We start from the raw sequence: 15670 nt of genomic DNA on the forward strand, positions 1-15670 counted from the left end.
GTTTTCAATCAGCGCCGACATTCAGTGACCATCCATAGTTGAGCAAGGCTGAAAAACGGCCCCGCCAAGTAGACTTGAGGCCTGAAACCCTTGCGATAACGCTCGGAAGGCTCAAGTGGTGTCGCAGCATAACTGGCCAATAACTTGGCACTTGGATGGCCCTGCGTATCGCAGTAATAAGCTGTAGCTTTAGATGCTCGGGCTGCAGCGTCGTGAGCCGACAGGCCTTCCTCCATCCAGGCCAACGCAAAGTGAGCCACAAAGGTATCGCCAGACCCAATTTTCCAGACACGCTCCGTTCTGTATGCCGGGACTCTGCTGATACTGCCCTTGTCATACACCAGGGCTCCCAGAGGGCCCATCTTGATAATGACAACCTCCGCCTGCTGCTTAATTGCGACTGTCTGTGCGAGATCCTCAGGGGACAGGGAGTGATCACCAATGAACAGACCAGCCTCATTGCGGTTCAGCACCAGAGCCAAATGATCTGCTTTGGAACCATTGGCACTGAATGATTGCGGGGCGTCCGCACTTTGCGGGTCATAGACCGCGTACTCGGCATCCACTACCGCCGTTGCTTCGATCATTCCGAATCGCAGCACCTTTTCCGCACTCACCTTTAGCTCTTCAGTGCTTCCCAGAGGACCGAGAACCGCTGGAGTGGAAAGACCATGCAAATACTCGAAAGACAGGCCAACAGGAATGGAGTGCGGATGGAATTTGAATCGCTCTAGCGCTGCCCGGCTCGCCATGTTGTATTGCTGGTCAGTGTCGACAAAACCATGCAATTCAACATCACCACCAAACCTAGCGATTGCCGTTGCCGCCCTACCCGCAGAACCATAAACCTCGTCCCATGCAGGGCGCACGCAGTGTTCGCTGTAAATTCCGCCGACGATGGTAATCATGAACGCCTCCTTGCTTCATTCAGACTGGATAAATGTGGACCCGTACCTGGCCGCTGATAATCGATACAACGCGCGCCGCGTACATGGTGCCTTCGGTCATGCATTGCCGTAGGCGCTGAAGCCTGCGATCACCAATGCCTCCAACCTCCTGGCCTTCCCATAGCGCGAGTACGACCGACTGGCCATGATGATCCCCGGGGACGATATCCAGGATGTAGTTCTCTTGCAGCTGCTCTACTACCTCATCTTTGGGGGAGGCTATTTGAGTGGTGAATGAAAGCTGGTCGCACGCAATAATGGTGTCGACTGGTCCACGAGGCCCGCCGTCTCTGCCTGACATATACAGCTCCTTTTGCAAAGTCGAGAAGAAACGCAGCAATAACACACGGGAATATCACATTGCCATACGGACCTCCTCCTGCGATGGATCCAAAAAATGAAACTAGACATTTCAATGGTTCTGAGTGTTTTCGCTCAACTGCGCTAGCTTGAGCAATTCGATGCACTTAGACACTCACACCCGCCCCAGTTAACTCATCAAACAGGGCATCAGGAAGAATTGATTAACCTGCTCAGGCATTTAAATCGGGCTTGACGAGCAAGGCTCGTGAAGATGGTCGACAGAGGACTACCTATAACTGACAGTGGCGACAGGCAGAAGTCGATCTGAAACGATCATTGAGAAGTAAGGAACTCAGGGGTGATTCAGTTTTAGACACCCCAAAAAACCCGAGGTACTCTCCAAGGGCATTTGTTCTGCCTTCCGAGTCACCCACTCATCAAGGAACACCATGGAACCTACAGCGTTACCTTCAATTCAATCTCTGCTGATCCAGCCGTACTTCAATGATCAGAAGCTGGGTGACGCTACTGGATTTGTAGTCATTGCTCCTTCTGGAAGACCTTACCTGATCACCAACTGGCATGTGGTCAGTGGTCGCGACCCTCGTACCGATAAGCTAACCGATAAAACGACCGCGGCCATCCCGAACAAACTCATCATTCACCACAATAAAATTGGCCAACGTGGGGATAAGATTGTAATAACTGAATGTCTTTATGCAGGTTCGGACGAACAACCGGATAAACCTTTCTGGATTGAACATCCGGTCCTAGGAAGAGAGGTAGACGTCGTAGCGCTGGAGCTTACACACCTTGAAGATGTGGAGTTGCTCCCCTATGACATCACAAATACACGCGCAGAATATGAGACGCCCACTATTGGCCCGGCAGATTCTGTCAGCGTAATCGGGTATCCATTTGGTATCACCGGCGGCGAATCATTTGCTGTTTGGGTAAGTGGATCCGTCGCGTCAGAACCTGCAGCCGACTACGACAAAAAACCAATGTTCCTAATTGATTGCAGAGCGAGGCCAGGGCAGTCTGGTTCCCCTGTAATAGCTTATACACCAGCTGGGGGCAGCTTTCGCAACAACGGAGCTTTAGCCATTTCAAGTGATGAAATCACTCACTTCTTAGGCATATACAGTGGCCGAGTAAATGATAAATCAGACCTAGGAATGGTTTGGAAAGCCCGCGTCATTGAAGAGATTCTTAAAGATCGGTGAGTACATTCCGATCAACCCTGCTCCAGTTGCTACCGAGCCTGGCTCTGACAAACGCTCAGTAAATAGGCTCTGCTTTGCTAAACACGTCAGAGCGTCGTTCGCTGAAATTTTTTGGGAAAGCGGTACCTTTTACCGGACTTGATCGCTCTCTACCGGTCACGGTGAGAACACGTGAAAACCTATTGGACAGAGCAGTCAGGACACAACGCCCGATTAGCACAAAGCCCCTTCCCCCCGGCGCATGCTTACTAACGGCATCAACGAAGGCTTCTACCTCGATTCATTTTGTGGCCAGCAAAAGCGATACCTCGACCACACCTACCTTGCACCAATGACGAAAAAATATTGGTGATCGCCGTAACCGGACTTGTAACGCAAGCGAATTCTCCGTTGGGCCGAAATTACAGCGTACTGGTGATTCAATTTCTGCAGCGGACATAACCGCTTGATGTCCTCAAGGGTGCCCCAGGCAACCCATGGGCCCATTCAAACGGCAGATACCGTGTGCAGGGAAACCATCCATTGCGACAAATATTTCAGCCTGCGGTGAACTCGACGAGGCCGTCGAATGAGCCCGTCAATTACGCCTGTCAGGCCCGTGCACGGACTGATCGAGCGTTCATAGCGTGAAAGTGGCAATGCTGGAGCGTCACGCTAATCCGTTGACGAACAGATCAAAAAATAAAGAGCCGCTTCGCCGTTGATGCGCTGCTTATGGCGGCACTAGAAGTGCAAAAGAAACCTTAGGGCCCTTCAAACTTCCAGTTTTGCTTAATGCGGCCGCGATGGCTGAGCGCCGAACAACACCAAAAAAACAACAAATGAGCGCTTATGCACACAAAAATACTGCCGAACGTTTTCGCCCTGACTCTCTGCTCGATGGGCGCTTACGCTGAAGAGGCAAGCCAACATGGCTTCATCGAAGACAGCCATGCAACCTTAAGCTCAAGGACGATGTACTACGGCAACGACAACCATGAAGGTGGAGCAGATCAGCGTGAGGTCGCCACCGCCCTCAAGTTCGATTACCTCTCCGGCTTTACCCAAGGAACCGTAGGTTTCGGCATCGACGTGTCATCGTTGGTAGCTGTTCACCTTGATGGAGGCAAGGGGCATCACCCTGACTCCAACACGTTCTTCCCAAGCGATTCTGACGGTTCAGCCGAACACTCTTGGGGAAGAGTCGGCGCAAACCTCAAGACACGTTTCTCAAAAACCGAATTACGGGTAGGTAATGCATTCAACCCGAGCCTGCCGATTCTCGTAGCGACTGACTCACGCTTGGTTTATCAAAACTTTGGTGGGGGAATACTCACATCCAAAGAGATCGATAGCTTGACGATCAACGTCGGCAAACTCGATCAATCCTCCGGCAGGGCAACAAGCAACCCAACCGGTCTTGCCGTTGCCGGCGGGACCAAAGCCTCCAACGACTTTCGATTTGCTGGCGGTGACTGGAAAGCGACCAAAGACTTAACCCTTCAGTACTACTACGCCAATCTGGAAAATTACTACACGCAAAACTTCGTTGGCCTGGTGCATGTATTGCCTTTGGGCAACGATCAATCCTTCAAGACTGACCTACGTTATTTTGACAGTCGTGCAGATGGAAAGAACGGTGAAGCCGGGTATCGATTCAACAACAATAACGGCTTTGCGAAGGATCCTGGCGAAGTAAACAACAAGACTTGGAGCGCGATGTTCACCTACAGTCTTGGAGAGCATGCATTCTTGCTTGGCCGCCAAGAAGTCAATGACGACGGTGGATTTGTGTGGCTTAACCAGGCGAACGTTACGGATGATCGAAAGCGCCCTGAAGGCAACGGAGGCACCGCGTTCTACCTGTTTACTGACGCCATGATCGGCAACTTTGCTCGCGCAGGAGCAAAAACCAACTTTGGTCAGTATGCCTATTCATTCGCAAAACTCGGAATACCTGGACTAAAGGCCTCCGTGTCCTACATGAATGGCAACGGTATCAAAGATATCAAGGGTGGGAGCGATCATTCGGAATGGGAACGTGATGCCCGCGTGGACTACGTGATTCCAAACGGACCATTGAAAGGATTCGGCACCACTCTTCGTCACGGCACCTACCGTGGCGATAATTCAGCCATCGCCGACCAGGATCAAACCCGCCTAATTTTCAACTACAGCTATTCCTTCCTGTAACACCGGAACGCAGCATTCGCATCAATCCGAAAAGCATCTACCCGGGGTCAACGGCTTCGGGTAGATACCTCTTCCAAATAAACCTGCAAACAAGGCCCCGAGTGCGTCAGACAAATGCATTGCATGATCAGCCGATAATCGATGCCCACATCCTGATTGGACGCCCTCTTTCGACCGCATACCCATCCCCCAAAAAAGCTAATCAAGCGATGAATTCAGAGATCAGGCATGCAGCCGATAAGGCGTTTATCGCTACCTGGCCTGCTTGGATACGAATTCCCATCTTTAGGATCAGCATCCACGGAACACACATGAGCGTATTGAAGTTTAAGCGTCACGAACGGAGGGGGCTTGTTTGCTGAAACCAATACTTCGTCTGCCGCCTCGCAGCACATTACTCTCCATCGATGATGATGAAGCTGTCGAACGATTAAAGGGTGATGTCGTTGTCTGGTGGTACGAACGCCAGAGAAAAAACATCGACGCCGAAACGATCCCCTACGTCGACGTTATCTTCCGGTTCCTGGATAGATATGACGTTCCAGCGGGCTACACAACCGCCTCCATCGGAATCAGTAGACTCTCAAGCTTCCGAATTGGGACGATTTGGCGAAACGGGCGATGCGTTGCTGAAACTGACTTTGGTCCGGAACATGAATTCTCTGTTGATTTCACCGCAGAGGCTTGGTCCCTAACCTCCTTCAGCCAAAGCTTAGAAAATAACCTCGGGCTGCCAATTTCGAGCAATGACTACGCATTTCGGTACGACAAGACAGATGCCCACCTGTTGGACTTCCCGCTCGCCAACGGAAAAAACCTTCTCGTACCTTGTGTTGAGTTTCTGGCCAGGTGTTACGGCAGCACATCAGAGATGGCCAGAATCCTCTCAACGTACGACTGGAAAACGGTACAGGAAAAGCTCTACAAAACCGTTGAGAAAAGCCCTGACAAATGGAAAGTGTCTCCACGAGAGCATGTTCCGGACGCAGACGGATTGATTTTGGCATCCATGCTGTACGACCCCTATGCAGAAAGAGCCGCGAAAATTATCTACAGCCAATTCGACAGTGCATTGGGTAAAGGACAAAACCACGTCAGCCTCAAAGTTGAGCCATGGTTTCAGGGCCCTGCTCGCCTTGCTTGTCGGGGGCTTTGGATTAACAACGGCGCCACCTTTTTATGCCTTGAAGTGATGGGCATGAGCCAGCCGCAAGATAATCCATACGAGATACACCGAGCGAGGTATAGCACCGAAGATCCCGACCAGGGAGCTAAAGTCGTAACCCCTGTCAAACCGCCACTCGAGCTGCCGTTGGAGCAAGACCCTTTCGACATCACGGATCTTGATGAGCCAGATAGCGAGGCCACCCGCAAAACGATACAAGACCTCGGTTTTCGCATAATAGGGGACCGCTGCCCCTTCATAAAATCAACTGAAGAACTTCTGTTTTCGGAAAGAAAGACCGTTCCAAAGCTCGAAAAGCTGAAGGATAAATATTCGACGGGAGATGCAGACGGGATTGAAAGTGGTATTGGCAAAGTAGTATTCAGCGCACATCGCTTTGTCGGCGATGGCGGGATCATCAATGACACCTGGAAGGAACTATGTCGCTTAGCCAGCGTACCGCAAAAAATTTCGAACCTAGCCTGGTATAATAAAAAAGACGGTTTTGTAAGCGATGAAAACTTCAAGCTCCATCCGCTGACAATTGAAAAAGACGAAACCCCCTCGCTGAAAGTGCGTCGATGGCTGGCGTTCCCAAGCAACGCAACACTGACACGAGGCGTTCTGATCGCACGGCTCACAGCCAACGATCGCACATTCTATTTATTTGAAATTCAGCGAAAAAAGGTTCATCGCGATTCCGCCATTAAAGAAGAACAAATTTCAGGACTATTAGTTGAAACTGACAGCCCGTTGCAGGCCTTGCGAGAAATTAACTACATCTGCGATAAGATTCGCTATCGTCGAGGGAAATTTAGCCAGTTGCTCGGCCTTCGGAACCTACCGCATCACATATTCCGACATATCAGTAATGACGATAAATTCTTGGCCGAAACAACTATTCGCAGTGCCTTCAAACAATTAGATGTTCACGTTTGAAAGCCTCAGCAGCATGAGGCAAGCCTTAGGATGGTCTGAATCAGCCGCCAACTCTTGCTCAGCGAACTGGCGCTGGATCGTGGCCTCGTACAGCGCCTCCTCCATCGCTGTATGACTGTAGCCGAACCAGTTCTGCATCAGGCTGGCTCCCGCCGTCCACGCATCAACCTTTGATTTGCGTCTCTTCGGAGGCGTGTTTAGTTACATTTATTTTCACTCACTTGATTCCTACGAGCTTGTGTACCAGATGTACTAATTGCCTTCTGATTTAATTCCGAACCCTATCAGACCGGTCATCAAACAACCCAGAAAACTAGAACTTGCTCATACATGATACGAACCTCATGAACACGCCCGCCAGGTCTTGAGAGCAGAAATGTTATTATTAAAAAAGCCCCTTTGCAGGGGCTATAACGGCACGCAACAAACTATTTATTTCTGATCTATGCTAATCAGAAAATGCTCCACGGATATTCAGTAATCAGACGAATCTGGTCAGCAGGCGCGTCCGATGCACCATTACCAATACGGTGAGTCGCCTGGCGTAAGCGAAGCGATAAACCTTTTGCAGTACCTTCCTGCACGACATATTTCACATCAATATCGCGCTCCCAGTGCTCTTCACTGCTTTCAGAACCGTAGAAGTTGTACGGGCTATCAGCCGCCAACTTACTCCCATCCACATCCCGCCCTAGGATGTAGCGAGCACCAAATGTCAGCCCTTTCACGCCGTACGATGCCATATCCAGGCTGTAGAACAAGCCCCTGGATTTCTCATTGGGGCCATTGAAGTCCGCTAGCTGGGAAGAGTTCGCCAAATAAATCGAGTCGTGGAACGTATGCGGCCCCAACCCCAGGTAATCAAAGGGCTGATCACCACGAATCTTCTGATAGGTGAGCTTAAAGGTATGGGCTCCCACGGTATAGGCAGCCGCCAAGGAGTAGGCTGTAGTACTGATATCTCCTGCCAGTGCACGCCCCTCATCCAGCGTACGGTAGAGGTTTGCATCAAAGTTCAGGCTCTGGGTGTCGCTGATTGGGTAGGTATAATTCAAGTTACCGTAATACTGCCGCCAGATATCTTTGTACTCCGCCCCATAGAGACCGAGAATGAGACGATCGGTGGCCGAGTAGGTCGCCCCCACAAAATCAACCGTGCTCGAAGCAACCCCTGCATATGCCGCGTAAAAGTCGTCCGATGTATTCGTGCTGTTGAAGTCTTTTGCTGCCGTGAGGTGCGCCGCTTCGGCCGAAAGCCCCTCAACGTCCTTGCTGGTCAGCCAGAAGCCCTGTGCAGTACCAGGTGTCAATCGGGCATCGGCTGGAGCAAACACGGCGTTATATGGCCGAAGATTATTACCATACTTCAACTCCGTCTCGGAGATCCGCAACTTGACGTTGGCCCCACCCGAGGAGGCTTCTCCAGCAGTGCTGTTTCCATCAGTGACAAGCACATTGGCTTGTCCTGAATGTCCTGCGCCACCGTCTAGTTTCATGACCGTGTAGACACTTGCATCCAAGCCGAAACCAACAGTGCCTTGTGTAAATCCTGAAGTGTAATCGAAGCGGAACGCCTGTCCCCATTCGCGGCGGTCGCGGTCAGCCGTGCTATCCGCATTGTTGTGGCCACTGTGGTAGTCGTGATTATAGTAAAGGTTGCGAGTCAGGAAATTCAGATGACTGTCTTCGATGAAACCCTGGCTTTCAGACTGACCTGCTAATGCCACATTCCCCGATGCCGTGGCAATCGTCAGAGCGAGTAATTGTCTGTTGCTCAGGCGCATTGCTTTACTCCTTATTATTATTGACGGGACAGTCAAGTTGGCATTTCTTATGCCCCCGTGATCGAGTCCTCACAACACTGTCTTGGAAGCTACTTGTTTGCTACGAGACGGCTGTCAACAACGAGTAACGGAACAATCCCAGCCCGCACGAGCATCATCACGGGCTGGAATAACAAGCCTTGAACTCACAGTCGGTGAAAGATGTAATCGGTCGACTCGTTGCTAGAAAGCGCTACGGCCGAAACAGTCAACCTGTCGCGCAACGACGGATCTTCAACCCGCACCTGCCATTCCCAACCCGGATAGTCGTCGGGACCTTCTTTGGCGCTACCTATGGCATCAAGCAATTCAGAACGCGTGGGGAAATAGACGGCCAGCGCATTACTCTTCCAAGCCGCCACGTTCAGCCCAAGCTCTATACAGATAGCGATCTTCCTTGATGCATCGACCCTGTCCGAATATCGAGACTGATTGATGATCGCCTCTAGGGCAGAATCGGTATGCCCGTCGGAGCAGAGGATTTGGTCACTTTCCCAGGCTTGCGGTGGGCAAGCCTTGTTGCTTGTATCAAGCGGAATGAAGGGATTAACCTCCATTGGATAAATGCGGCAAACCAGCGGGCGATCTTCGTAGATGCCACAGAGATTATCGGCCCTGAGATTAGGACATTGCTCCAGGGCTCTGCCGGCAAACACGGCGATGACCTGTATACGAGCATCACCGCTACGTACGGTTACAGATCGACTTACCGCATGAGCGAATTCCTGTGGTGGACGAGGCCAGTTCGACTCATCGAACGCTTCTAGAATCACCGACACTTCGTGACCACGGTCTAACCATTTTTTTGTCTCGGCTAAGGTCAACGGAATCAGCCTACCTTTGCAGCAGACGCCGCACCCTACACAAGAAAAATGGGTGACATTGGTTTGCATGTTATTTACCTGGAAGTAACGCCTCACACACAGAAAGACGAGCACTGCATATCGTGATTATTCGTGCCAAATAGGTAATGACCGACGACGCACCAATTACCAGTGCCTAGGAGTCAGACGCTCATTCAGGCAGAAGGAGAAAACACACGCTTTCGCATCAGGACTGCAGTGCTTCGCGCTTTCGATTTGAGAGGTAGTTCGCTGTGCTTCCAGGCCTGGTTACAGCAGCCTTAAATTATTTTCAGGATAACGGGAGCGCCCTCTGGTACCCCGCACTCAAGCATGTAAAAGTGGCGGCAGCTTGTCCTGAAGCGCAGGAAGCTGAGACTGCCGATTTGCAGCCCGTGCCAGATAAATTGAACCTGGCAGAGTTCTTGACGCTCTACGCCCTGTGTCTTTTTAGAAAGACACACAATGCAACGCCCCTATATTGACGTTGTACTGCAAACCATATAGACATCGTATTGGCTGCAACGCGAAAACGTGCAAAACCCGACAACGACGAACCAGCAGAAAAAAGAAAGTGGCTATTCACTGAGGTCGTCTCTATAATTCGGGCGCTTTTTACAAACTGAAGATGGCGAAAAGCCATCAAGCCAGCTAGCCTTGGCTACTTCGAGAACCCGCTGACTGCGCCGCTCCTGGCCAGGAGCATCCAAGCGAGTCGTTAATGAAGGATCATAGGATGTGGTTCAAAAAGCTTTTTAGGGCTTTGTTCCCTTCTCTCGTCACAATCCCGGCCAAGTCTTCGAAGGAAGCTGCAGCGGTAGTGGCTCAAAATCTCGTTCGTTCGTACGCTCGCGGTAACGTGAACCTCCAGCGTGGTCGGTTCCTGACCTCGGAACAACTCGAAGCCCGCAAGCAGAAGCTTGCTCAACATACGTTCTGAGAAAGCTTTCACCGTGACCAATTTGTCCCTTCCTGACGTGCAGGAGCTGGATCTGCGCGCGCGCGCGACTGAGCTAGTGCGCCTGTTCCAGCTGGCCGAAAAGAAAATCAAGCTGGTTGAGAATCTCAACCAAGAACTCTCGATTCCGGCGATCAACGAACTGCGATACGCCGGCTACCACATGGCCCAGTATCTTGCGGGTACAGGCGATGTCGGGGAGCAGCTGGGCAAAGCCGAAAATCACTGCAAGCGCGCGATTTATGACGCAGTGGAAGCCGGGGTAACGCACCAGCTCGAGCTGATTAAGATTTTTCAGCATGACTTCAGAAACCTGATCATCTCTGAGACGGTCAGCCGATATCCTGAAATCAAGAAGCAGATCAAAGCCGCCGGCGATTTGATCCTGTCTCCCAGGGGCAACACGAAGGATCGATCGGAGTACTACGAAGAGTGCTCCAATCACCTCGAAAAGCTGCGCGAAGCGAATGATGAGCTCGAAACTTATCGTGATGACTTGTTGAAGCGGCTCCAGCGCACGAATCGTGACGTCTGGATGTACAGGGCAACTATTGCAACGCTATTCGTTGGAGCTCTAGCGCTTGCCTATAGCGCCCTTGGCTACCACAAGCCACAAGCTTCGGCGACAGATCTCACGGTATCGGTACCGGTTGCGGCATCATCCAATGTCACTTCCAGTCAACCAGCTCCCGCACCGACCAAGTGACACATACAAAAGGCCCTTTAAGGGCCTTTCGTTTAGCTGCTTCGCTACGAAGGTAGCTGGGTGCGACCGACAGAAGTAACACCACGGGTTGCCGACAGTGCCTTGACCTCTTCGACACGCTTACTAGTGCCGGCATCACGCTTGGTCCTTCCTGCACACTCAAATTAGTAAGGCCGAAGTGTTTCAAGCCCTGCCGACCAGTCGTCCCATGTGTCGACGCCTTTGGCCAGCTCGATCATCTGTTCAATGTCGACACCCCGGTTCAAACACTTGGACACCTGCTGGTCGAGCCAGGCGCTTTTCAGATTCACCAATCGCTTGCGGAGAATCCCAGCGAGGTAACTGCGGCGGGTGGCCAGTGTTCCTTGCTGGCGAACCATGTGATTTGCCAAAGCATCTACGACGTCGGTACCCAAGGTTGTGTTTGAAACCTTGGCTAGTGCGCGCAACTCAGAAAGCAGGTTGGGTGCACCATACCGTTTCGTCAGCGTAGCGACCCGCTTCAGCCCAACCTCATTGAGGTGGTGCGACTTCAAGCTCAAGATCTCATTAATGGCGACGGCAACTGTTTCCTCCGCAGCCGCAACTGGGGTCGCCCGAGCAACCTCGGCGGACAACCTGTCGAGTTGTGATTGCAAATACACCAACTGTGAGCCGCCGGCACCGCCAAGCAATGCTCTGATTGACTCCAGGTGCCCGAGCACCCCTTCGGGCAAATCACTCCCCTGCAGGCGCCGTTCAAAATCGAAAACGACCACACTCTCCGGCCGACGAATAAGCCCCCACAGGGAGAGCACCCGAATGTATTCATCTTTGGCCTTGCCGGTGAGGGCGGTAGCTCTGGCAATCAGTGCGTCAGCAATCCCTCGCTTGAAGAACGGCTCGAGGTCTGGCGCAAACTCAGGATCGAGGAGAGAGCAGTAGGGATCTTCGCTTGTGGCTTCATCGAAGATGTATTGCGTCAGTGCCTGATCCTCAAGCTGATCAAGAGGAAGCTCTTCGTACATCAGAGAGAAGTTTTCCGATGTCGGCTGACGATTGAAGAGGTCACAGTAGTATGGGGTCAGAGGCTCCAGATCGTAGCCACCCATACCGGCAGCGTCCGCGAGGATTTCGTCACGAAGTTCACCCGCCGGCAGCAACGGAACAATCTGAGCAGCCCATTCAGCTAGTAGCGAATAGGGTGTTGTCCACGTACCGGTATCCCAGCGCCGCCATGTGATTCGTAGGAGACGTTCATGTATGGCCATGTCCTCGTTGAGGAATGGACCGTCTCCATTCTTCAACTGCAATACCGCGGCTACCAACTCATCGGTGTCTGCATTAGCCATCGCCTGCAGCACTCGAAGCCCAGGCAATGACATGGCAATTTCACGAAGCTCCGCCGGTAGCTCCTCAAGAAGCTCCAGATCACGCGCTTGAATTGCAGCCATGGCGACGGTAGCTGTGAGATTTGGATGCCCAGCAAAGCGAGTGCACAGCTCGGCAATCACCTCCCGGGCCACGCCCATATTCTCGGCCTGTACCGCTGCATTGAACACAAAACCGAGTACTGGACACTCCTTCAAATCGATCTGCTCTACCAGATCGTGGAGCGGCCGAGAGTCGGCCCCATTGAGGTACACCTGGCGAGCCATCGCGAACGCTTCCATGCAGTCAGCGTGCGCTTTAGACATTTCCCGGAGCGCGGTGACGGCCTTGACGCAGCTATCGGGGTAGAGAGGTAGTCCTTCGGCGCGATTCAAACGCATCGATACGGAAACGTAAATCGCCGATGACAGCAGTAGGATGGCAGACGGAAGCTGGTCCTTGCGCGCCAGCACACACTCCACGAGGTCACCAATCGGTTTATCGCTGGCACCTGACTGGAACATAGTCATGGCAAATGCACGAAGCTCCATGGCAAGGCCGTCTTCAGTGGTTGAGTCCAGACCATCGCCAAGGATCGCCCAGGCTCCCTCGTTTCCAAGCGCCCAAAGCGCATAAGACATTTTCTCGCGCAATGGCCGATCTGGCGCCTCGATACTTCGGTAGACGTCCAGCGCTCCTTCATAATCGCGGGCAAGCAGCAATCGGTCACCATCAGCTTCAAGCGAGGTGCCCTGGACATCAAAATCGCTGAAACGCCCCTGCATGACTTGCCTTGTCGAGAGGGTGTTCTCCACCTTGATCTTGGTGCGCACTTCAGCAGAATCCATCAGTCTCTCCAGTCGATGTCAGCATTCATCAGAATTTGTGTGTTGGTGACCGTATAATCTCGCAATCGATACCTATGAACGACTACGCCGGAGAAGCTCCAATGTCCAAGCTTGCAGAATTTCGCCAACTCGAGCGCCACCTCGCCGAACAGCTCGCCGCCCTTGAAGCCATGAAGAGCGATAAGGACCTTGAGAAAGAGATCGAGTTTGAACGCAAATTGCGTGAGCTGCTGGGTCAATATGGCAAGAGCCTGAAGGACATCATCTCTATTCTCGATCCGCAGGCGAGCCTTAAACACGGCAAGGGTGTCTCCACACCTGTACTAGCCGTACGTAAGCCTCGCTCGGTGAAGCAGTACAAGAACCCGCACACTGGCGAAGTGGTTGAAACCAAGGGCGGCAACCATAGGACACTCAAAGAGTGGAAGGCAAAGTATGGCTCGGAAACCGTAGAGTCCTGGCTATCTTAAGAGACTTCCTCGAAGGGCGCGAAGATGATCACATCTTCGCCCAAACCAACGAAGAGCCTTACTTCCTTTCGCTCAGCACAGCATGAGGGTTGCGTTAACTTCGTGCTTTTCGAAAAACCAGTTCCGGTTGCCTGCAAGCCCTAGATAGCCACCCCATATTTGACCTCAAATTCTCAGCCTTTCCATGCGGGGCAGTTACCCAAAGCTTCCAGAAGCTCCTCAAACGTTGATATTCAATCCTTACACGAGTTGTAACTGGGGCCCTCTTGCTTATCCGCGGAGGGGCATCAACGTTTTCGTGGACGGCCCTTCTGCTGCCGACGAATAGCTGCAGCATGCTGAGATTTACGCTGTTCAAGTTGCCGATTGAAAGGCTCGATGACCTTGTCCATGTCTCTGTACAAATTCAGCTTCGGCCAGACAACCACCTCGGTCAAGAAGTAGCGCTTGAAAGGGGAGCTTTCGACACGCCCACTCCTCCACCAATACAGCATGAAATTGCTACTCAAAAAGAAGCAGATACCACTGAACAAAATGGTCAGTTGCAGGTACAACGCCTGATCGGTAGCCAGCTCACCGGAAGCATTTTTCACCAACAGCCAATACGCCGTCGCAGTTCCTCCTAACACCACACAGAATATGAACAATGGTGCTCGCTTACGTATGGGCTGCCCGGCAACACTCACCTGAGTAGCTTGGACTAGGGTGTACAAGGCATTAATCAAAAATGGGAAACCAACGAAAGCTATATCGACTCCCGAGAAGACGTAGCCCACCGAGTCCAGCCAATAGATGCCGGCTAATGCCACTGCGGTAAGCCCTGCGACAATCAGATCTTTCTGCAACGACCTGGAGCACTCAAGGTGATATCGACCATTTTTGCCTAAGCGCGAATGCACATAGTCGACCAGCTCGATGTACGCCAATGGCCAGAACGCTGCCGTAAAACCAATGATGTAAAGAGCTTTGAGTAGTGCAAGAAACTCAAAATGATAAAACAGCGCGAAAGGGTTGACCCTTAAAGCGCAGACTCCCCAAAGGAACGAAATCAACACAAGCGGGTAAAAAAGTAGACGGTGCAGGTAAAGCATAAGTTTGCCTAGCTATGGATGATCTGATGTGGAATCGCTCGGGCATTTGCCTGGGTATTGACCGTCTGTTTGCACGCGGCCTTACCAGCTCATGGCGTAGCGGCGATCGACCACACGCGCCCCTAAAGGATGCTCATTTAACGGCAAATCCGCAGATACTGTTAGGTGCTTCACACGCACTACGGTGTAACGATTCCCGTGTCCGGAATGAACTTCTCGTACCAGGGCGTCAGGCGGGGAGCGTGGGTATTCAGCATGCGAAGAACTGAGGCATGCCGCTTATCAGGACTGGATTCGCGTTGAATCTTTTCGATCCGCTCGGTGAGTTTGTAATGGATCAACCACGCGTGCACGTCGGCCACGTCGTTGCAGACATATACCGCCTTGTCCATCTCCCGAACCTCTTGGATCGTCATTGCGATGAGTGTCGTAACCTCTTTCAAGGTCGGGCGATTTTGCTCGAAGTCACAAAATAGTTTCTCAACACTCAGTCCCGCATAGGCATCACGTATGCGTTCCTCATTGGCCTGAACCAACTGTTTTTCTTGATGCGTCAGCTCCGCACTGGAGTCAGTGTGCACATGGCGATTGCGCCAATGAATAAGCAGCATCACACAGCAAGATCTGAATCGAGAGTCGTAATCTGCTGCATCCTTCCCAGACGTAGCGGGAGTGAACACCTGCTTTGCTAATTCGCAGAAGCGCTCAGCTGCGGACGGCGGATTGGGTTTTCTTGATTTCCACTCCGCGGTCAGCCTTTCAAATCGCGGCAGCTTCGTGACGGCACGGACGTACTGGTTTAGCGCTTCCGGCATTTTTCAAGGTAGTTG

General features: G+C 52.0%; 14 protein-coding genes. 6 read left to right on the forward strand and 8 right to left on the reverse strand.

What is annotated here, in order from left to right:
* Window positions 1–8: 8 nt before the first annotated feature.
* Both M5G20_RS21280 and M5G20_RS21285 read right to left on the reverse strand, forming a co-directional pair.
* The gene (locus M5G20_RS21280; protein WP_273920714.1) at window positions 9–908 is read right to left on the reverse strand and encodes a PfkB family carbohydrate kinase; all 900 of its coding nucleotides are present in this window, start codon (window positions 906–908) and stop codon (window positions 9–11) included.
* 19 nt (window positions 909–927) lie between these two features.
* Entirely contained in the window at window positions 928–1248 is a 321-nt protein-coding gene (locus M5G20_RS21285; protein WP_273920715.1) for a hypothetical protein, read from the reverse strand.
* 451 nt (window positions 1249–1699) lie between these two features.
* Between M5G20_RS21285 and M5G20_RS21290 the strand changes: the two genes are divergently transcribed.
* From M5G20_RS21290 to M5G20_RS21300, 3 genes are all read left to right on the forward strand, one after another.
* Entirely contained in the window at window positions 1700–2476 is a 777-nt protein-coding gene (locus M5G20_RS21290) for a S1 family peptidase (protein ID WP_273920716.1), read from the forward strand.
* A gap of 831 nt (window positions 2477–3307) precedes the next feature.
* Window positions 3308–4648 (forward strand): OprD family outer membrane porin, encoded by a 1341-nt coding sequence (locus M5G20_RS21295; protein ID WP_273920717.1) that lies wholly within the window; start codon window positions 3308–3310, stop codon window positions 4646–4648.
* A gap of 355 nt (window positions 4649–5003) precedes the next feature.
* Window positions 5004–6752, forward strand: a complete 1749-nt coding sequence (locus M5G20_RS21300; protein WP_273920718.1) for a hypothetical protein — start codon at window positions 5004–5006, stop codon at window positions 6750–6752.
* Here M5G20_RS21300 and M5G20_RS21305 read toward each other — a convergent pair.
* The 3 genes from M5G20_RS21305 to M5G20_RS21315 form a co-directional block, all read right to left on the reverse strand.
* Window positions 6735–6890 carry a hypothetical protein gene (locus M5G20_RS21305; RefSeq protein WP_273920719.1) on the reverse strand — a complete coding sequence of 52 codons (156 nt, stop codon included), beginning with the start codon at window positions 6888–6890 and terminating at the stop codon, window positions 6735–6737. The two genes, M5G20_RS21300 and M5G20_RS21305, sit on opposite strands and share 18 nt — an antisense overlap.
* Window positions 6891–7204: 314 nt before the next feature.
* The gene (locus M5G20_RS21310) at window positions 7205–8536 is read right to left on the reverse strand and encodes an OprD family porin (RefSeq protein WP_273920720.1); all 1332 of its coding nucleotides are present in this window, start codon (window positions 8534–8536) and stop codon (window positions 7205–7207) included.
* Window positions 8537–8721: 185 nt separating this feature from the next.
* The gene (locus M5G20_RS21315) at window positions 8722–9468 is read right to left on the reverse strand and encodes a YkgJ family cysteine cluster protein (RefSeq protein ID WP_273920721.1); all 747 of its coding nucleotides are present in this window, start codon (window positions 9466–9468) and stop codon (window positions 8722–8724) included.
* Between the two features lie 685 nt (window positions 9469–10153).
* Here M5G20_RS21315 and M5G20_RS21320 point away from each other — a divergent pair.
* Both M5G20_RS21320 and M5G20_RS21325 read left to right on the forward strand, forming a co-directional pair.
* Complete coding sequence (locus M5G20_RS21320; protein ID WP_273920722.1) at window positions 10154–10357, forward strand: hypothetical protein; 204 nt, start codon at window positions 10154–10156, stop codon at window positions 10355–10357.
* Window positions 10358–10370: 13 nt separating this feature from the next.
* On the forward strand, window positions 10371–11081 hold the full coding sequence (locus M5G20_RS21325) for a hypothetical protein (protein ID WP_273920723.1): 711 nt from the start codon (window positions 10371–10373) through the stop codon (window positions 11079–11081).
* Window positions 11082–11245: 164 nt separating this feature from the next.
* On the opposite strand, the gene M5G20_RS21330 is transcribed toward M5G20_RS21325, so the two are convergent.
* Complete coding sequence (locus M5G20_RS21330) at window positions 11246–13279, reverse strand: hypothetical protein (RefSeq protein ID WP_273920724.1); 2034 nt, start codon at window positions 13277–13279, stop codon at window positions 11246–11248.
* Window positions 13280–13380: 101 nt separating this feature from the next.
* Between M5G20_RS21330 and M5G20_RS21335 the strand changes: the two genes are divergently transcribed.
* Window positions 13381–13749, forward strand: a complete 369-nt coding sequence (locus M5G20_RS21335) for a histone-like nucleoid-structuring protein, MvaT/MvaU family (protein WP_273920725.1) — start codon at window positions 13381–13383, stop codon at window positions 13747–13749.
* A 287-nt stretch (window positions 13750–14036) separates the two neighbouring features.
* On the opposite strand, the gene M5G20_RS21340 is transcribed toward M5G20_RS21335, so the two are convergent.
* Together M5G20_RS21340 and M5G20_RS21345 are read right to left on the reverse strand one after the other, a co-directional pair.
* The gene (locus M5G20_RS21340; RefSeq protein WP_273920726.1) at window positions 14037–14840 is read right to left on the reverse strand and encodes a hypothetical protein; all 804 of its coding nucleotides are present in this window, start codon (window positions 14838–14840) and stop codon (window positions 14037–14039) included.
* A gap of 179 nt (window positions 14841–15019) precedes the next feature.
* Window positions 15020–15454, reverse strand: a complete 435-nt coding sequence (locus M5G20_RS21345) for a hypothetical protein (RefSeq protein ID WP_273920727.1) — start codon at window positions 15452–15454, stop codon at window positions 15020–15022.
* Window positions 15455–15670: the final 216 nt, after the last annotated feature.

Origin of the sequence: Pseudomonas sp. TNT2022 ID1044 (assembly GCF_028656895.1) — a bacterium.
Lineage (GTDB): Bacteria > Pseudomonadota > Gammaproteobacteria > Pseudomonadales > Pseudomonadaceae > Aquipseudomonas > Aquipseudomonas reinekei.

Excerpts from the sequence above, each read along its gene's own strand:
- M5G20_RS21280 (WP_273920714.1), bottom strand. The coding sequence starts at position 908 with ATGATTACCATCGTCGGCGGAATTTACAGCGAACACTGCGTGCGCCCT.
- M5G20_RS21285 (WP_273920715.1), bottom strand. The coding sequence starts at position 1,248 with ATGTCAGGCAGAGACGGCGGGCCTCGTGGACCAGTCGACACCATTATT.
- M5G20_RS21290 (WP_273920716.1), top strand. The coding sequence starts at position 1,700 with ATGGAACCTACAGCGTTACCTTCAATTCAATCTCTGCTGATCCAGCCG.
- M5G20_RS21295 (WP_273920717.1), top strand. The coding sequence starts at position 3,308 with ATGCACACAAAAATACTGCCGAACGTTTTCGCCCTGACTCTCTGCTCG.
- M5G20_RS21305 (WP_273920719.1), bottom strand. The coding sequence starts at position 6,890 with ATGCAGAACTGGTTCGGCTACAGTCATACAGCGATGGAGGAGGCGCTG.
- M5G20_RS21310 (WP_273920720.1), bottom strand. The coding sequence starts at position 8,536 with ATGCGCCTGAGCAACAGACAATTACTCGCTCTGACGATTGCCACGGCA.
- M5G20_RS21315 (WP_273920721.1), bottom strand. The coding sequence starts at position 9,468 with ATGCAAACCAATGTCACCCATTTTTCTTGTGTAGGGTGCGGCGTCTGC.
- M5G20_RS21320 (WP_273920722.1), top strand. The coding sequence starts at position 10,154 with ATGTGGTTCAAAAAGCTTTTTAGGGCTTTGTTCCCTTCTCTCGTCACA.
- M5G20_RS21330 (WP_273920724.1), bottom strand. The coding sequence starts at position 13,279 with ATGGATTCTGCTGAAGTGCGCACCAAGATCAAGGTGGAGAACACCCTC.
- M5G20_RS21335 (WP_273920725.1), top strand. The coding sequence starts at position 13,381 with ATGTCCAAGCTTGCAGAATTTCGCCAACTCGAGCGCCACCTCGCCGAA.
- M5G20_RS21340 (WP_273920726.1), bottom strand. The coding sequence starts at position 14,840 with ATGCTTTACCTGCACCGTCTACTTTTTTACCCGCTTGTGTTGATTTCG.